Raw genomic sequence first — 17,000 nt, 5'->3', positions numbered from 1 at the left:
TTAATTGGATTTGTGAGCCTGCCCGAGCTTGCGCTCAAGCCGGCCTTGCAGGCGTTCAAAGCAAATGCTCAGGCACCAGTAGATGGCGGCGGCGGCCAGATAAAGCGGCAGCGGCCGGAACGTGACGGCAATCACTTCCTTGGTGGCCAGCATCAGTTCGGTCACGGTGATCACTGAGACCAGCGAGGTATCCTTGATCAGGCTGATCAGGGTATTGCTCATCGACGGCACCGCAATCCGAATTGCCTGTGGAATCACGATGTGGCGCAGGGTTTGCCAGTAGGTCAGGCCGAGGCTGTAGCTGGCTGACCACTGGCCGCCATGCACACCCAGGATCGCGCCGCGCAGGCTTTCCGACAGGTAGGCGCCGGCATTCAGGCTGAGCGCGAGGATGCCGGCCGTCAATGGCGAGAAACTGATGCCGATGCTCGGCAAGCCGTAATAGATCACGAAGATTTGCACCAGCAGCGGCGTGCCGCGCATCAGACTGACATATACAGTGGCCGGCCACTGCGCCCAGCGCGACGGCACGATGCGCGCAATCGCCAACGGGAAGCCGAGCAGCAGGCCGCCCAGCATCGAGGCCACTGCAAATATCAGGGTATAGCCGACGCCGCGGAACAAGGTGGGCGCTGCCTGCTCCAGCAAATCTAGTAATTCCATATTGTCGTTGTTAAACTAGTGCCCTGAGACAGAGGTTCGTTGACGAAAAGCGCTGAAATCGGCGCCATGCGTCGTTGCAAATACTCGCAAGGGGACCACCCTTGCTCCGTTTTGCGCCTTGCTTGGCGCCGATTTCATCACTTTTCTTATTCAACGAACCTCTGTCTCAGGGCACTAGATTTTTTGCTTAAAAAAACATCCCCGCAGTGGGCGGGGATGTCTGGTTTACCGCAAGTGTAGCGCGAATCGGTTTATTGCGCCGATGGTGCTTTGCTAACATCGAAGCCGAACCATTTGAACGAGACTTGCTTGAAACTGCCGTCTTTCAGGATTTCGTCCAGCGCCTTGTTCAAGGCCGCTTCAAATTTCGGATTGCCTTTTTGGAAAGGAATGCCGATCTTGTCGACATCGCCGAAAGTGGCGCCGGCCTTCAGCGGCAGGTTCGCGCTTTTCAGCAGATAGCCGACCAGCAGGCGGTCGTTCAAGGCAGCATCGATACGGCCGCTGGCGAGGTCGGCCAGGTATTCAGGCGAGCCAGGATAGGTCTTGACATCGATGCCCGGAACGGCCTTGGCCTTTTGCTCGAAGTTAGTACCTTGGCCGAGGCCAAGTTTATAGCCCTTCAGCGATTCCAAAGTCGGGAAGCTGCGCTTCTCGTCCTTGCGTACGATCAGCTGGGCGCTGGAAAGGGTGTAAGGCTGCGAAAAATCGAAGGCTTTCTGGCGTGCTTCCGTAATGCCGACCTGGTTCAGGATCACATCGTACTTGCCGGCGCCCAAGCCTGCCAGGATGCCGCTCCATTCGGTGGTCGTGAACTCCGGCTTGACGCCGAGCTTGGCTGCCAGCAGTTTGGCGACGTCGACTTCAAAACCGGTCAGTTCGCCGCTTTTTGGGTCCTTGAAATTGAAGGGCGGGTAGTTGCCTTCCATCGCCACTTTCAAGGTGCCGCGCGCTTTGATTGTATCGAGCAGATCCGCCGCGAAGGCGTTCAGCGTGACGCTGGTAATCAGGATTGCTGCTGCAATCTTGCTGAGTCTAGACAGTGTTGTGGCCATTTTTTATCCTTAGGTTGAGGGCACAGACAAGCACAAGGAGGTGTTGCTGGTGACGACTATGTTAAGGCGTTTCCAGGTCAAACGTAAAATGAAGCTTTCACCATTCTATATGCACTTATTGTCTTTGCATTTCAGTTTTTTTTCAGATAACGAATATTGACAATGAAGCAGCGGCTTGAGTCATCTGGGGTCGGAGTCGACTTTCGCGGTGCCTTTTCGCGAAACTCGACTCCGACCCCAGATGACGGATTCGGAGAAAGACAGAACGCGCTACATGGTTTTGTTTTTCAGCGGTGAGGCATGTACTCCGTAGCCCGCTAAGTGGGGTCAGAGTGGAGTTTCTGCAAAAAGCGCGCAGAAAGTCCACTCTGACCCCAGTTAGCTGCCGTAGTTAGTTGCATATATTGGCGCGACGAAAAGCGGGTTGCGGCTTTGTCGTGTTTTATGAATTTTTCTTGCGTGAGGCGAGCTCGGTGGTGGCGCTAACGAATTGTTCATACAGTTCGGCGATTTGCGGCCGCCACTGTTGCAAGGCTTGCAATTGCCGCGCCACGGTCGCCAGGTCGCCGCGGGCGATGGGGCCGGTGAGGGCGGTGGCGGGGCCGAGCCGGAAGGCGTTGGCGGCGCTTTCCGACAGCAGCGGTTCGATCAGCTTGAGCGCCAGTTCTGGCGCGATGCCGGCCGCGACATAGGCCTGCTGGGCGACATCGATCAGAGTGACAAGATAGTTGGAGGCAAATACGGCCGCTGCGTGATACAGGGTTTTCTGTTCGCGCTCGATTGCCACCAGCCGGGCGCCGATGGCTTCGAAGGCCGGGCCGAGAAGCGCCAGTGCTGTGGTGTCGCCCTCGCTGCCGCACCAGGTACCGGCAAAGCTGTCGGCGACTTGTTGCGGCGAGGCGAAACTGCGGATCGGATGGATGCTGGCGACGGCCGCGCCAAGCGCGCTGGCCGAGGCCAGTTCGAGCGAGGACAGGGCGCCGCTGCAGTGAAACACGATGCTGCCGTGCTGCAGTTTGCCGGCAGCTGTGAGAGCGTCGCAGCAGGCGGCGATCTGGTCGTCGCCGCTGGCAATCAGGAACACATCGGCCTGGCGCAGATCAGCAAAGGATGCCGCGGCTTTGCCCGCGCCGATGAAATCGCAGGCTTGCTGCGCACTGGCGCTGGAACGGTTCAGTATGTCGAGCAAGACAAAGGCGCGCGGATCGTGGCCGGCACGATGCCACAGCAAGGCGAGGCTACGGCCGAGTTTGCCGCAGCCGATGATGCTCAGCGTTCTGGGACGGCTACCGGCGCCGTCTTGTACTGGACCTAGTTGCCCAGTTGCTCCAGCGCTTCCTGCTGTTCCAGCCATTCCGCCTCCAGTTGCGTCAGTTCCTTGCTATAGAACGCCTGATCGGTCAACAGCGTCGCCAATTCCTTTTTCTTGTCTTTGTCGTAGATTTCCGGATCGGCCAGGCGGGTATCGACCGCCGCCTTCTGGGCACTGCGCTTGGCGATCTGTTCGTCCAGGCGCTTGATGCGCGACTCGATAGGCTTCTTCTGCGCCGCCAGCTTTTGCCGCGCATCGGCTTCCGCGCGCTTCTGTTCGCGGCGGTCGGCGTTGTCCACCACGGGTGCTGCCGGCGCCACGGCGCTGGCGATCTTGGCTTTGCTGCTGGCTTTCGGCAGCGCGGCATCCGTGGCGCTGTTCTTGGCCGCCAGCTTGGTCTTGAACAGCCAATCCTTGTAGTCGTCGAGGTCGCCGTCGAACGGCGCGACCTTGCCGTCGGCGACGATGATGAACTGGTCGGTGGTGGCGCGCAGCAGGTGGCGATCATGCGATACCAGCACCAGGGTGCCTTCGAACTGCGCCAGCGCCATGGTCAGCGCTTCGCGGGTTTCCAGGTCCAGATGGTTGGTCGGTTCATCCAGCAGCAGCAGGTTAGGGCGCTGCCAGACGATCAGGGCCAGCGCCAGGCGGGCTTTTTCGCCGCCGGAAAACGGCTTGATGGAGCTGGTCACCATCGGGCCGTTGAAATTGAAGCTGCCGAGGAAGTTGCGCAGTTCCTGCTCGCGCGTGGTCGGCGCGATTTTTCCCATATGCCACAGCGGCGATTCGTCATGACGCAGCATTTCGACCTGGTGCTGGGCGAAGTAGCCGATCGACAAGCCTTTGCCGAACTGGGCCACACCGTGCAAGGGCTTCAGCTCTTCCGCGATGGTCTTGATGAAGGTCGATTTACCGGCGCCATTGACGCCCAGCAAGCCGATGCGCTGGCCGATCTGCAGCGAGAAATTGATGCCGGCGACGATCACTTTTTCGGTGACATCGTGGCTGGTTTCGCTTTCAGTGCGATAGCCGGCGCTGACGTCTTCCATCACCAGCAGCGGATTCGGCGCGCTGAGCGGCACCCGGAACTCGAACGAGAATTCGGCGGCGGCGCGCAGCGGCGCCAGTTCTTCCATCTTGGCCAGGGCCTTCATCCGGCTCTGGGCCTGGCGCGCCTTGCTGGCCTGGGCCTTGAAGCGGTTGATAAAGGATTCCAGGTGGGCGCGCTGGCGCATCTGCTTTTCCAGGGTGCCGGCAGCCAGTTCCAGCTGCGCCGAACGCTGGCGCTCGAAGGAAGAGTAGTTGCCGGAATAGCGTTTCAGCTTGCGTTCGTCGATATGCACGATGACGTTGACCACGCCGTCGAGGAAGTCGCGGTCATGGGAAATGATGATCAGGGTGCCGGGATAGCGTTTGAGCCAGTCTTCCAGCCAGATGATGGCGTCCAGATCCAAGTGATTGGTTGGTTCATCGAGCAGCAGCAGGTCGGACGGACACATCAGCGCCTGCGCCAGGTTGAGGCGCATGCGCCAGCCGCCGGAGAAGCTGGCCACCGGCTGCTCCATCTGCGACAGCGAAAAGCCGAGGCCTGTCAGCAGCTGTTCGGCGCGCGAGCGCACGGTGTAGGCGTCAGCGTCAGCCAGCGCGCTGTACAGCTCGCCGATCAGGATGCCGTTCGAGGTGCTTTCCGGCTCGCTTTCCAGGAACGCCAGTTCTTCTTCCAGGCGGCGCAGGGTGACGTCGCCGTCGATCGCGTATTCAATTGCCGGGCGGTCCAGCGCCGGGGTTTCCTGGGCGACGTAGGCCATGCGCCATTTCGACGGGAAATCGATTTCGCCGAGGTCGGCATGCAGCTCCCCGCGCAGCAGTCCGAACAAGCTCGACTTGCCGGCGCCGTTGGCGCCGATCAGGCCGATCTTGTCGCCCGGGTTGAGGGTGACGTCGACATTGTCGAGCAAAGGCTTGACGCCGCGCATCAGGGAAACTTGTTGAAAACGTATCATGTCTACTATCTACTTGCTAAATGAATGGCCATGCATGCGTCAGTGGCATGCCGGTCGTGATGGTCGTGCTGTTTGTGCTGATTGTGTTAGGTTCGGCAAGGGCAGTGGACCCTGGCCGCTGATACTGGATTACGGCAGCTGGTCGGCGGTCAGCAGGAACACCATGTCGTCGCCGGCGCTGGTCGAGACCCAGGTCATTTCCAGATCCGGGAAGGCCGCTTCGGCGAAAGCGCGTTCGTTGCCGATTTCGACCACCAGGATGCCGTTGGCGGTCAGGCGCTGCTTGGCGCCGGCCACGATCTGGCGCACCAGGTCCATGCCGTCGCTGCCGCCAGCCAGGGCGATCTGCGGTTCGCGCAGGTATTCCGGTGGCAGCTTGCCCATCGAACCGGAATTCACGTAGGGTGGATTGGTGACGATCAGGTCGTATTTTTTGGCCGGCACCTTGCCGTACAGATCGGATTCGATCAGCGTGATGCGGTCCTGCAGCTCATAGTCGTCGACATTGCGGCGCGCTACTGCCAGCGCGTCTGCCGAGATGTCGGCGGTGTCGACATGGGCTTCAGGGAAAGCGTCGGCCAGCATGATCGGCAGGCAGCCGGAGCCAGTGCACAGTTCCAGGATGTTGCTGACTGCGGACGGCTCTTGCAGCCATGGCGAGAAATGGTCGGGGATCAGCTCGGCGATGAAGGAACGCGGCACGATTACGCGCTGGTCGACGTAAAAACGGTAGTCGCCCAGCCAGGCTTCATTGGTGATATAGGCGGCCGGCAAGCGGTCGACACTGCGTTTTTCGATGACTTGCAAGACGGCTTCGATTTCATGCGGCAGCAGGCGTGCATCGAAGAAGGGCTCGATCTTGTCCAGCGGCAGCTTCAGCGTATGCAGGATCAGGTAGGCCGCTTCATCCAGCGCATTGCTGCTGCCATGGCCGAAAAACAGCCCGGCGGTATTGAAACGGGTCACTGCATAGCGCAGCAGGTCGCGGATGGTGGTAAACGAATGTGGTGTCATGGTGCGGTTATTTGTATGTGCAGGACGAAGTCTGGTAGCCGCTGGCCGGCGGCAAATCACCTTGTCCCCAGCTGATTAAAGTGGAGCAATTGCGCAGCGGCGCAAAGTGTCAGGCGGATTCTATCGGAAATGCCGGGCCGGATGGGGCGCAGCCAGCCAATTAGCCCGTTATTGCCTTGATTTTCCTCGATTTTATCGGGATTTGATCAACATCCCATTATATCTGAGTGCGCGCAGGGCATTGCCGACATGCTCGCCAGCCTCTGTGCGCAGCGCTTGCGGGTCGCTGACGCGCTGGCCATCCTTGTGCTTGAATTCGAGCATTTGCTGCTGCTCTTGCTGCAGGATATGCTCGATTAGTTGCTCTTGGGTATGATTTCCATCCAGTTTAGGCAGCAACAATCTTTCAACGATGTTCAGCCTTACCCGCTGGTGGCAGAGATTGGTGACGCTGGCGTTGTCCACACTGGCGGCCAGCGCCAGATCTGCGCGCGCGGAAGCCAGGGCGAGCGGTTTTTCGTCCAGGCTGGGCGCGGCCTCCAGCGCTTGCACGCGGTATTCGACGGCGCCGCGGATCACCAGCGCTTCCATCAAACCGATGATGACGCCGACATCGTTGTCCTGCTGCTGCAGGCGTTGCCGGACCGCCTCGACCAGCTCCGGCAAATGCATGGTGGCGGGAAAGCGTTCCCCCAATATCTGCAGCGCGACCTTGCTGAGCTTGCCGCGGATGGCCAACTGCTGGCCACCGAGCGTCATGGTCTGCTCCGCATCGTCCTGGGTGATCGCGGCGGTACTGCCGCCGACCGCACAAGTGTAATGCAGCTGGGCCAGCACCGCCGGGTCGAGCTGATAGCGTATGCGGCCTTGCTGTTGCTCATGCACCAGCAAGGTGTGGCGGAACTGGCGGTTGCGCAAGAAATCCATGTACTGTTCCAGCACCACCTGGTCATTGCCGCATTCGCGCAGCAAAGGCTCGGCGACCTGGCTGCCGAGATTGCCGACGAACATCGATTGCTGCTCCGAATCGCCTAGGTAGCTCAGCTGGTGCTGGCGTGCGCGTACCGCGAACTCGCTCAGGTAGCAGGGCAGGTTGTACGGCTCCAGGTATTCGTGCAGCAGGTAGTAATCGTCGAACTGGCCGCTGAACGTGGCGCTGTGCTGCTCCAGCACTTGGTTCAGCACGCTGCCCTTGCTCGACATTTCATGCATGAAATTGAACATGCCGCGCGCATGCGCCAGCTTGTCGCCCGGATGGTCATGGTCCTTGCCGCGGAACAGCATCGCTTCCCGCACTACCTCCTTGAATTTCCAGCCGGGGTAAGTGTTGTAGCTGACCACGGCGACGCCGTCGGCCGCCAGGTTTTCCGCGCAGACGCGCAGGATCTGCTCCTGCACCTGCGGCGGCACCCAGCTGTAGACGCCATGGCAGACGATGTAGTCGAACTGTCCCAGCGCCGGGCTGATGTCGCTGATGCTCATGTGGTGCAGGCTGACGTTGGTCAGGCCAAGGGCGGACAGCCGCTGCTGACCGGCATCGATCTGTACTTTTGAGAGATCGACGCCGATATAATGGCCGCCGGGATGCCGTTGCGCGTGCGGAATCAGATTGCCGCCGGAGGCGCAGCCCAGCTCTAGTACACGTGCATTCTCGGTGCGCGGCGGCTGCAGGCCGAACAGGGTGGCGACCGCTGCCAGATGTTCCGGCGCGGTGGCTTTGAACGGGTGCGAGGTGTATGGCGTGGCGTCGTAAGATTGTTCGACGATGTCCTTGCTGCTGCCAGCCATAAGTACCTTTGCGTGAGGGGCGGGAGTGTGCTTTAGCCGGCTGCCGGCAGCAGGTTTTCCAGGGTGCGCCGGTAAATGTTTTTCAGCGGATCGATGAACTGCACTTCAACGTGTTCGTCGATCTTGTGGATGCTGGCGTTAGGCGGTCCGAACTCGATCACCTGTGGACAGATCTGCGCAATGAAGCGGCCATCTGAGGTGCCGCCGGTGGTCGACAGTTCGGTGTTGATGCCGGTCTCGGTCTTGATGGCGGCGGTGATGGCGTCGCTCAGCGTGCCGCGCGGCGTCAGGAACGGCCGGCCGCCGACAGTCCAGGCCAGCGTGTATTCCAGGCCGTGCTTGTCGAGGATGGCATGGACCCGCTGCTGCAGACCTTCGACCGTGCTGGCGGTGGAGAAGCGGAAATTGAAATCGATCACCACTTCGCCTGGAATTACGTTGGAAGCGCCGGTGCCGCCGTGGATGTTGGACATCTGCCAGGAAGTCGGCAGATAGTATTCATTGGCTTCGTCCCATTTTTCCGCCGCCAGTTCGGCCAGCGCCGGGGCTGCCAGGTGGATCGGGTTTTTCGCCAGCTGCGGATAGGCGATGTGGCCCTGCACGCCTTTGACCGTGAGCTTGCCGGACATGGTGCCGCGGCGGCCGTTCTTGATCATGTCGCCCAGCGTCGAGCTGGAAGTCGGTTCGCCAACGATGCAGTAATCCAGCTGTTCGCCGCGCGCCTTGAGTTTATCGCACACCACCACGGTGCCATCGGTAGCAGGGCCTTCTTCATCGCTGGTGATCAGGAAGGCAATCGAGCCAGTGTGGTCGGGGCGGGCCTGGGTGAATTCTTCCACCGCCACCGCCATTGCCGCGATCGAGGTCTTCATGTCGGCGGCGCCGCGGCCGTACAGCTTGCCGTCGCGATGACTGGGCAGGAAAGGATCGGATTGCCACTGCTCGCGCGGGCCGGTCGGCACCACGTCGGTATGGCCGGCGAACACCAGCAGCGGCCGCTCGGTACCTTTGCGCGCCCACAGGTTGGTGACATCGCCGGACTGGATGGTTTCGCAGGCGAAGCCAAGCGGCGCCAGCAGTTCGATCAGGAGCGCCTGACAGCCCTTGTCCTGCGGCGTGACGGAGGACAGTGCGATCAGTTGTTCGGCCAGTGCCAGGGTTTTGCTGTGCTTGTTCATGTGCGGCATTTCAATGATGTGGCGACGGGTTGTCGGGTGAACGGCTGATTGGCTGAATTATTGGCTGAAGATTTCCTGGTACAGCGCATCGGAGAAGCCGACATAAGCTTGCTTGCCGGTGTACAGCACAGGACGCTTGATGATCGACGGCAGCTCCATCATCAGGGGCGTGGCGCTGATGCCGTCGGTGATGCCGTTGCGCCGTTGTTCCGACAGGCCGCGCCAGGTAGTGCCCTTGCGGTTGACCAGCGTGTCCCACGGGATGTCCGCCAGCCAGGTGGTGATCAGTTCGGCGCTGACGCCGTCCTTCTTGAAATTGTGAAACGTATAAGCGATCTCCTGGTCTTCCAGCCAGGTGCGGGCTTTCTTGACCGTGTCGCAGTTGGGAATGCCGTAAAGAGTAATTGCCATAGATGAATTCGTTTGCTGCAAGTGATAAGGATGCCGTTAGAGATCCAAGGTAAATTCGGTGAAGGTCGCACCTTCGACGCGTTCCGGTTCCGGCGCAATCGGCGTCAGGTTTTTCTTCGAACTTGGCGTGTGGTTGTTGATCAGCCAGTACAGATTGCTTGGCGAATCGGCATGTTCCAGCGCTTCGTCCTGGGTGATCACGCCGTCTTCGATCAGCTGCATCAGCGCCTGCTCGAAAGTCTGCGAGCCCGGCGCCAGGCTCTTTTCCATCGCTTCCTTGATCTGGCTGATGTTGTCTTCTTCGATCAGCTCGGAAACATGGCGCGTGTTGAGCATGATTTCCACGGCCGGCGTGCGCTGGCCATCGACGGTGGTGACCAGGCGCTGGGAAACGATCGCGGCCAGGGTCGAGGCCAGATCTTCCAGCAATGCCGGACGGTTTTCCATCGGATAGAAACTGATCACGCGGTTCAGCGCGCGGTAGGTATTGTTGGCGTGCAGCGTCGACACCACCAGATGGCCGGACTGGGCGTAGGCGAGGGCGGCCGACATGGTCGCCTTGTCGCGGATTTCGCCGATCAGGATGCAGTCGGGCGCCTGGCGCAAGGCATTCTTCAGGGCGCCGTTGAGGTCGTTGGTGTCGCTGCCGATTTCGCGCTGGTTGACGATGGAGCGGTGGTTCTGGAACAGGAATTCGATCGGGTCTTCCAGGGTCAGGATATGGCCGGCCTGGGTCTGGTTGCGGTAGTCCAGCATCGAGGCGATGGTGGTCGACTTGCCGGAGCCGGTGGAGCCGACGATCAGCAGCAGACCGCGCTTGCGGCCGATCAGGTCGAGCAGCGCCGGCGGCAGGCGCAGTGTTTCGAATGCAGGAATATCGATGGGGATGTAACGGATCACAGCCGAAATGCTGCCGCGCTGGCGGAATGCCGAGAAGCGGAAACTGCCGACGCCGGCGATCGGCACGCCGAGATTGAGCTCGTTGTTGCGCTCCAGCTCTTGCAGCCGTTCGGCAGGCAGCACTTCTTTCAGCAGCAGCAGGATGGTGTTGTCATCCATGTTCTGCTGGTTGACGGGCACCATCTGGCCCTTGATCTTGAGATGAATCGGCGAGCCCGGCGCCAGGAACATGTCCGACGCTTCCTTCTCCCGCATCAAACGAAACAAGCGGTCCATTGCCATCAGCGACTCCTTAAATTATTTTTCTTTGTAATGAGAGCGTTTTATCTAGTCAGTTGAGGACAGAGTAATTCGCGACGCTTCGGTCGCTCATAAACTCTGTCCCGCAAAACTTAAATTTCGCGCAGCAGTTCGTTGATACCGGTCTTGGCGCGGGTCTTGGCGTCGACGCGCTTGACGATCACTGCGCAATACAAGCTGTACTTGCCGTCGGCCGAAGGCAGGCTGCCGGACACCACCACCGAACCCGACGGGATGCGGCCGTAAGTGACTTCGCCGGTGGCGCGGTCATAGATCTTGGTCGACTGGCCGATGTAGACGCCCATCGAGATCACCGAGTTTTCTTCCACGATCACGCCTTCGACGATTTCCGAACGGGCGCCGATGAAGCAGTTGTCTTCGATGATAGTCGGGTTGGCCTGCATCGGTTCCAGCACGCCGCCGATGCCGACGCCGCCGGACAGGTGGACGTTCTTGCCGATCTGCGCGCAGGAGCCGACGGTGGCCCAGGTATCGACCATGGTGCCTTCATCGACGTAAGCGCCGATGTTGACATAGGAAGGCATCAGCACCACGTTCTTGCCGATGAAGCTGCCGTGGCGCGCCACTGCCGGCGGCACCACGCGGAAGCCGCCCTTGGCGAAATCTTCAGCGGTGTAGTTGGCGAACTTGGTCGGCACTTTGTCGTAGAACTGCATGTTCTCGCCGGCCGGCATCGGCAGGTTGTCTTCCAGGCGGAACGACAGCAGCACGGCCTTCTTGATCCATTGGTTGACGACCCAGTTGCCGTCGATTTTCTCGGCCACGCGCAGGCTGCCTTGATTCAATTCGGCGATCACCTTGGCGACCGCTTCGCGGACATCGGCGGGGGCGGTCTTCGGGGAAAATTCGGTGCGCTGTTCCCAGGCTTGGTCGATAAATGCTTGCAGAGATTGAGTCATGATAGGTCGCTGATAAAAAAGTTTAAAAACATGGATTTGACCATGACGACGGTCAAACTACATCGTCACGGTGCAATACGTAAGATCAGGCTGTTGCAGAGGGTGGCAGTTGCGCGTCCGTCTGCGGGCCGATGCAAGGGCTAAAGGCTTTGGCAGAATTCAGCGATGCGATGCGCCGCTTCCAGGCATTCATCGACTTCCGCCACCAGCGCCATGCGTATCCGCTGCCGGCCCGGATTGCTCCCATGGGCGTCGCGCGCCAGATAGCTGCCAGGCAATACCGTTACATTATATTCGGCATACAGCCGCTTGGCGAAGTCGGTATCTGAGATGTTTGCCAGCTTGTCTACTTTTGCCCATAGATAAAAACCGGCGTCGGGCAAGTCGACATCCAGCACCGTTTGCAGCACAGGGGTCACCTGTTGGAATTTTGCCATGTATTTGGCGCGGTTTTCGACGACGTGGGTTTCGTCGTTCCAGGCGGCGACCGAAGCCGCTTGCACTGGCGGGCTCATGGCGCCGCCGTGATAAGTACGATACAGCAGGAATTTCTTCAGGATGGCGGCATCGCCGGCGACAAAGCCGGAGCGCATGCCCGGCACGTTCGAGCGCTTCGACAGGCTGGAGAAGGCGATCAGGCGCGGATAGCCTGTGCGGCCGAGGATATTGGCGGCTTGCAGGCCGCCCAGCGGCGCTTCCGGCTTGAAATAGATCTCGGAATAGCATTCGTCGGCAGCGATCACGAAGCCGTGGCGGTCCGACAGCGCAAACAATTCTTTCCAGTCTTCCAGCGACAGCACGGCGCCGGTCGGATTGCCGGGTGAGCACAGGTAGAGCAGCTTGACGCGCGGCCAGACATCGTCCGGCACGCTGCGGTAATCCGGTGCGAAATTACGGGCCGGATCGGAATTGACGAAATACGGCTGCGCGCCGGATAAATAAGCCGCGCCTTCATAGATCTGATAGAAGGGATTCGGGCACATCACCAGCGCATCTTTTTGCGACGGATCCACCACTGTTTGCGCCAACGCAAACAGCGCCTCGCGCGAACCGTTGACCGGCAAGATCTGGGTCGCCGGATCCAGCGGCGGCAAGCCGTAGCGGCGTTCCAGCCAGCCGGCGATCGCCGCCCGCAAGGGTTCGGCGCCGATGGTGCTTGGGTAGCTGGCCAGGCCGTTCAGGTTGTCGCTCAGCGCTTGCTGGATGAAGGCCGGCGTCGGGTGCTTCGGTTCGCCGATGCCAAGGCTGATCGCCTTGTACGCCGGATTGGGCGTGACGCCGGCGAACAGTGCGCGCAGTTTTTCAAACGGATAGGGTTGCAGCCGGTCTAGTAATGGATTCACGTGGTTGATGACGGACGAATAACAAAGATGGAATGAGGAAAAACGGCGACGAATATGCTGTTTGCATTATATACAGAAGTGGCCTGTTTGATGGCCGCCATTGCAGATCCGAGGGGCTGGCAAAGGCAGATTCGGCGCTATTTTTTACTTTTCATTGTCTTCTTGAAATTTTTCCTGTCCGTGTCCCGGGCCCAAAGCCAATCGTTTTATGCCCGCGCATTGTTATGCCGGAATGGAAAGCAACTGAAGTAACAATCGCATTTCCCGATATTCACAGCCATTCAGATCGCATATATGATGGGGTGGAATGTTATGATGTCGGCCTCCTGCGGGGTTTTTCCCGTTTTTAGTATGACGGCAGCTTTTTCGCCGACTTTGATAAGAACAGTCGATAACGTGCGTCTAACTTCCATTAAATTATCGGGATTCAAGTCTTTCGTCGATCCTACCAATTTCCAGGTCCCCGGCCAGCTGGTCGGCGTGGTGGGGCCGAATGGCTGCGGCAAGTCGAATATCATCGATGCTGTGCGCTGGGTTTTGGGTGAATCCAAGGCTTCCGAGCTGCGCGGCGAATCGATGCAGGACGTCATTTTCAACGGCTCTTCGCACCGCAAGCCGGCTGGCCGTTCATCGGTGGAGCTGGTGTTCGACAACGGCCTCGGCAAAGCTGCCGGCCAGTGGAGCCAGTACGCTGAAATCGCCGTCAAGCGCACCTTGACGCGCGACGGCACGTCGACTTATTACATCAACAACCAGGCCGTTCGGCGCCGCGATATCCAGGATATCTTCATGGGCACCGGACTTGGTCCGCGCGCTTACGCGATCATCGGCCAAGGCATGATTTCGCGCATCATCGAAGCGCGTCCGGAAGAACTGCGGGTTTTCCTGGAGGAGGCGGCCGGCGTTTCCAAGTACAAGGAGCGGCGTCGCGAAACCGAGAATCGCCTGAACGATACCCGCGAAAATCTGGTGCGGGTCGAGGACATCTTACGCGAGCTGAACGCCAACCTGGCCAAGCTGCAGGCGCAGGCCGCGGTCGCGCAGAAATTCCATGAATTGCAAGGCGACCAGGAAGAAAAACAAAAACTGCTGTGGCTGTTGCGCAAGAACGAAGCCAAGGGCGAGCAAGAGAAATACTTCCGCGAGATTGAAAAGGCGCAAACCGATCTGGAAGAACAGACTGCCAAACTGCGCCATGTGGAAACCGAACTGGAACACATGCGCCAGGCGCATTATGCCGCCGGCGACCGCATGCATCAGGCGCAAGGCCATCTGTACCAGACCAATTCCGAGATCGGCAGCCTGGAAGCGCAGATCAAGTTCGTGATCGAATCGCGTAACCGCCTGCAGTCGCAGCTCAATTCCCTGACCGCGCAGCGCGACCAATGGCAACGCCAGGGCACGCAGTTCCAGGACGATCTGGTGGAAGCCGAGATGCACCTGGAAGAGCTGATGGCGCGCGTCGAGCAATCGCAGGTGGCGTCGCAGCAGCATAACGACCAGCTGCCGGCGCTGGAGCAGAGCTGGCGCGAAGCGCAACTGAAGAGCACGGAATCGCGCGGCAAGATCATGCAGATCCAGCAGCAGATCGAGCTGGAGTCTACCCATCAGCGCAACGCCTCGAACATCCTGAATGGCTTGAGCAGTCGGCGCGAACGCCTGGCGCAGGAAAAGAACGGCTTGAACCTGCCGGATAATGCACATCTGACCAATCTGCGCATGCAGCTGGAAGAAAAGCAGGCCGGCCTGGAAGAAACCGGCATGCAGCTGGAAGAGTTGCAAGAGCAGCAGCCGCGCCTGGAAGAGGAACGGCGCGATGCGCAGCAGCAGGTGAATACCGAAAGCGCCAACAATGCGCAGCTGGAAGCGCGCCTGAGCGCGCTCAAGCAGCTGCAGGAAAGCGTGCAGACCGAAGGCAAGGTCCAGCCCTGGCTGCAAAAGCACGAACTGGCTGAGTTGCCGCGCCTGTGGCAGAAGCTGCACATCGACGGCGGCTGGGAAACCGCGCTGGAATCGGTCTTGCGCGAGCGTACCTCGGCCCTGGAAATGTCCAATCTGGACTGGGCCAAGGCCTTTTTCAACGATGCGCCGCCAGCCAAACTGGCCTTGTTTTCGCCGAACGGCGTGGCCGCGGCGACACCTGCCGATGCGCCTGCCGGCCTGAAGCCTTTCATCAACCTGTTGCAACTGAACGATCCAGGCTTGCGCGTGCTGATGCAAGACTGGCTGCACAATTTCTACGCCGCGGACGACACCGTAACGGCCTTTGCCGAGCGCAGCAAGCTGCCGCTGGGGGCCAGCTTCGTTACCCGCCAGGGCCATGTGATCAGCAAGAGTGGCGTGCGCTTCTATGCTTCCGATTCGGAGCAGGACGGCATGCTGGCACGTCAGCAGGAAATCGAAAACATCACCAAGCAGTTGCGGGCTCAGCAGATGCTGGCCGACGAAGCGCGCTCGCGTTCGGTGCGGGCAGACGCGGCATTGTCGCAAGCTACCCAGCGCCTGCAGGAAATGCGCTTGCGCCACACCAGCCTGACCCAGGCAGTGCACGGCTTGCAGATCGATGTCATGAAACTGTCCGAATTGCAGGAGCGTTTCAACCAGCGCAGTTCGCAGATCGCTGCCGACCTGGCGGAAATCGCCGCCCAGGAAAGCGAGCAGCAGCAGGTCAAGATGGAATCGGAAGCCAAGTTCGAGCAGCTCGACATGGAACTGGCCGAGCTGCAGGAAAAGCACGAAGACGGCCAGACCGACTATCTGGGCAAGGAACAGCAACTGAACGACGCCCGTCAGCGCTTGCGTGAAATGGAGCGGGCGGCGCAAGAAGCAGAATTTGCCGAGAAATCCCATCGCAACAAGATCGAAGAACTCAAGCGCAGCATCGCCACCGCGCTGGAGCAGGCGGCGCAGCTGTTCGCCAACATGCAGCAAGGCCATCTGGAGCTGGAAAGCCTGGACGACCAGGCCGCCCAGGCCGGCCTGCAAGATTTGCTGGACAAGCGCAGCGAACAGGAACGGGCGTTGGCCGATACGCGCCACGAGCTGGACCAGGTCTCGCAGAACCTGCGCCAGCACGAAGAAAGCCGGCTGCAAGCCGAGCGCAGCCTGCAGCCGCAGCGCGAACGCATCATGGAATTGCAGCTGAAGGAACAGGCAGCGCGCCTGAACCAGGAACAATACGTGCAGCAGTTGCTCGAAGCGCAGGCGGACGAAGCGGCGCTGAGCGAAAAGCTGACTGCCGAGATGCGGCCATCGTATCTGCAAGGCGAAGTCACGCGCCTGACCAATGCGATCGCCGGCCTGGGCGCGGTCAACCTGGCGGCGCTGGACGAACTGGCGCAGGCCTCCGAGCGCAAGAATTTCCTGGATGCGCAAAACGCCGACCTGACCGAAGCCATCAACACGCTACAGGACGCGATCCACAAGATCGACAAGGAAACCCGCGACCTGCTGCAAGACACTTTCGACAAGGTCAATCATCACTTTGCCGAACTGTTCCCGATCCTGTTCGGCGGCGGCCAGGCCAAGCTGATCATGACCGGCGACGAGATCCTCGATTCCGGCGTGCAGGTGATGGCACAGCCGCCGGGCAAGAAGAATGCGACGATCCATTTGCTGTCGGGCGGCGAAAAGGCGCTGACGGCGACCGCGCTGGTGTTCTCGATGTTCCAGCTGAATCCGGCGCCGTTCTGCCTGCTGGACGAGGTCGATGCGCCGCTGGACGACGCCAATACCGAACGTTTCTGCAATATGGTAAAGCGTATGTCTGCTAACACACAGTTCCTCTTCATTTCGCATAATAAGATTGCGATGGAGATGGCGCAGCAGCTGATCGGCGTCACCATGCAGGAGCAGGGCGTATCGCGGATCGTGGCGGTGGACATGGAGGCGGCCAGAAGTTTTGCCAGCGATGCGGTGGCAGCTTAAGTAATTGCGGGACAGAGTCGCCCGGATAGGGTTTAAGAGTCGCCGTAGCGCGACGAATTACACCATCCGTGCGACTCTGTCCCCAACTGACTAAGGCGGTGCGGCTTGGCCTGCTTGACAACTTTTTGCAGCGACACTAAGCTGATTTAAGTGTCGCGATGCAATATATTGTAAAAAAATGTCTCA

The 17,000-nt window shown here is 59.8% G+C and carries 12 protein-coding genes; 1 reads left to right on the top strand and 11 read right to left on the bottom strand.

Features of this window, described 5'->3' with window-relative positions:
- The 11 genes from CPter91_RS17330 to dapC all read right to left on the bottom strand — a co-directional run bounded on the left by CPter91_RS17330 (position 1) and on the right by dapC (position 12,887).
- The gene (locus tag CPter91_RS17330) at positions 1-663 is read right to left on the bottom strand and encodes an amino acid ABC transporter permease (protein WP_061942366.1); all 663 of its coding nucleotides are present in this window, start codon (positions 661-663) and stop codon (positions 1-3) included.
- A 251-nt stretch (positions 664-914) separates the two neighbouring features.
- Positions 915-1,718 carry a cystine ABC transporter substrate-binding protein gene (locus tag CPter91_RS17325; protein WP_061942365.1) on the bottom strand — a complete coding sequence of 268 codons (804 nt, stop codon included), beginning with the start codon at positions 1,716-1,718 and terminating at the stop codon, positions 915-917.
- Between the two features lie 442 nt (positions 1,719-2,160).
- Entirely contained in the window at positions 2,161-3,072 is a 912-nt protein-coding gene (locus CPter91_RS17320) for a Rossmann-like and DUF2520 domain-containing protein (RefSeq protein ID WP_082792954.1), read from the bottom strand.
- Positions 3,030-5,033 carry an ATP-binding cassette domain-containing protein gene (locus tag CPter91_RS17315; RefSeq protein ID WP_061942364.1) on the bottom strand — a complete coding sequence of 668 codons (2,004 nt, stop codon included), beginning with the start codon at positions 5,031-5,033 and terminating at the stop codon, positions 3,030-3,032. The genes CPter91_RS17320 and CPter91_RS17315 overlap by 43 nt, the downstream gene beginning before the upstream one ends.
- Before the next feature lie 129 nt (positions 5,034-5,162).
- Positions 5,163-6,047, bottom strand: coding sequence for a 50S ribosomal protein L3 N(5)-glutamine methyltransferase (gene prmB / locus CPter91_RS17310; RefSeq protein WP_061942363.1), 885 nt, complete (start codon positions 6,045-6,047; stop codon positions 5,163-5,165).
- Positions 6,048-6,239: 192 nt separating this feature from the next.
- The gene (locus tag CPter91_RS17305) at positions 6,240-7,835 is read right to left on the bottom strand and encodes a methyltransferase regulatory domain-containing protein (RefSeq protein WP_061942362.1); all 1,596 of its coding nucleotides are present in this window, start codon (positions 7,833-7,835) and stop codon (positions 6,240-6,242) included.
- Positions 7,836-7,867: 32 nt separating this feature from the next.
- A complete protein-coding gene (gene dapE / locus CPter91_RS17300; protein ID WP_061942360.1) occupies positions 7,868-9,013 on the bottom strand; it encodes a succinyl-diaminopimelate desuccinylase in 1,146 nt (381 codons plus the stop codon).
- A 57-nt stretch (positions 9,014-9,070) separates the two neighbouring features.
- The gene (locus tag CPter91_RS17295; protein WP_061942358.1) at positions 9,071-9,424 is read right to left on the bottom strand and encodes an ArsC family reductase; all 354 of its coding nucleotides are present in this window, start codon (positions 9,422-9,424) and stop codon (positions 9,071-9,073) included.
- A 36-nt stretch (positions 9,425-9,460) separates the two neighbouring features.
- Positions 9,461-10,606, bottom strand: coding sequence for a PilT/PilU family type 4a pilus ATPase (locus CPter91_RS17290; RefSeq protein ID WP_061942356.1), 1,146 nt, complete (start codon positions 10,604-10,606; stop codon positions 9,461-9,463).
- Positions 10,607-10,716: 110 nt separating this feature from the next.
- On the bottom strand, positions 10,717-11,544 hold the full coding sequence (gene dapD / locus CPter91_RS17285; RefSeq protein WP_061942354.1) for a 2,3,4,5-tetrahydropyridine-2,6-dicarboxylate N-succinyltransferase: 828 nt from the start codon (positions 11,542-11,544) through the stop codon (positions 10,717-10,719).
- 140 nt (positions 11,545-11,684) lie between these two features.
- Positions 11,685-12,887 carry a succinyldiaminopimelate transaminase gene (gene dapC, locus CPter91_RS17280; RefSeq protein ID WP_061942352.1) on the bottom strand — a complete coding sequence of 401 codons (1,203 nt, stop codon included), beginning with the start codon at positions 12,885-12,887 and terminating at the stop codon, positions 11,685-11,687.
- Positions 12,888-13,283: 396 nt separating this feature from the next.
- Between dapC and smc the strand changes: the two genes are divergently transcribed.
- On the top strand, positions 13,284-16,814 hold the full coding sequence (gene smc / locus CPter91_RS17270) for a chromosome segregation protein SMC (RefSeq protein ID WP_061946364.1): 3,531 nt from the start codon (positions 13,284-13,286) through the stop codon (positions 16,812-16,814).
- The last annotated feature ends 186 nt before the right edge of the window (positions 16,815-17,000 follow it).

Origin of the sequence: Collimonas pratensis (assembly GCF_001584185.1) — a bacterium.
GTDB classification, from domain to species: domain Bacteria; phylum Pseudomonadota; class Gammaproteobacteria; order Burkholderiales; family Burkholderiaceae_D; genus Collimonas; species Collimonas pratensis.
Note: the sequence above shows the minus strand (reverse complement) of the source record. Positions and strands in the feature narration are given on the sequence as shown.

Coding starts and splice junctions, on each gene's coding strand:
- CPter91_RS17330 (WP_061942366.1), bottom strand. CDS start 663: ATGGAATTACTAGATTTGCTGGAGCAGGCAGCGCCCACCTTGTTCCGC.
- CPter91_RS17325 (WP_061942365.1), bottom strand. CDS start 1,718: ATGGCCACAACACTGTCTAGACTCAGCAAGATTGCAGCAGCAATCCTG.
- CPter91_RS17320 (WP_082792954.1), bottom strand. CDS start 3,072: ATGGCTGGAACAGCAGGAAGCGCTGGAGCAACTGGGCAACTAGGTCCA.
- CPter91_RS17315 (WP_061942364.1), bottom strand. CDS start 5,033: ATGATACGTTTTCAACAAGTTTCCCTGATGCGCGGCGTCAAGCCTTTG.
- prmB (WP_061942363.1), bottom strand. CDS start 6,047: ATGACACCACATTCGTTTACCACCATCCGCGACCTGCTGCGCTATGCA.
- CPter91_RS17305 (WP_061942362.1), bottom strand. CDS start 7,835: ATGGCTGGCAGCAGCAAGGACATCGTCGAACAATCTTACGACGCCACG.
- dapE (WP_061942360.1), bottom strand. CDS start 9,013: ATGAACAAGCACAGCAAAACCCTGGCACTGGCCGAACAACTGATCGCA.
- CPter91_RS17295 (WP_061942358.1), bottom strand. CDS start 9,424: ATGGCAATTACTCTTTACGGCATTCCCAACTGCGACACGGTCAAGAAA.
- CPter91_RS17290 (WP_061942356.1), bottom strand. CDS start 10,606: ATGGCAATGGACCGCTTGTTTCGTTTGATGCGGGAGAAGGAAGCGTCG.
- dapD (WP_061942354.1), bottom strand. CDS start 11,544: ATGACTCAATCTCTGCAAGCATTTATCGACCAAGCCTGGGAACAGCGC.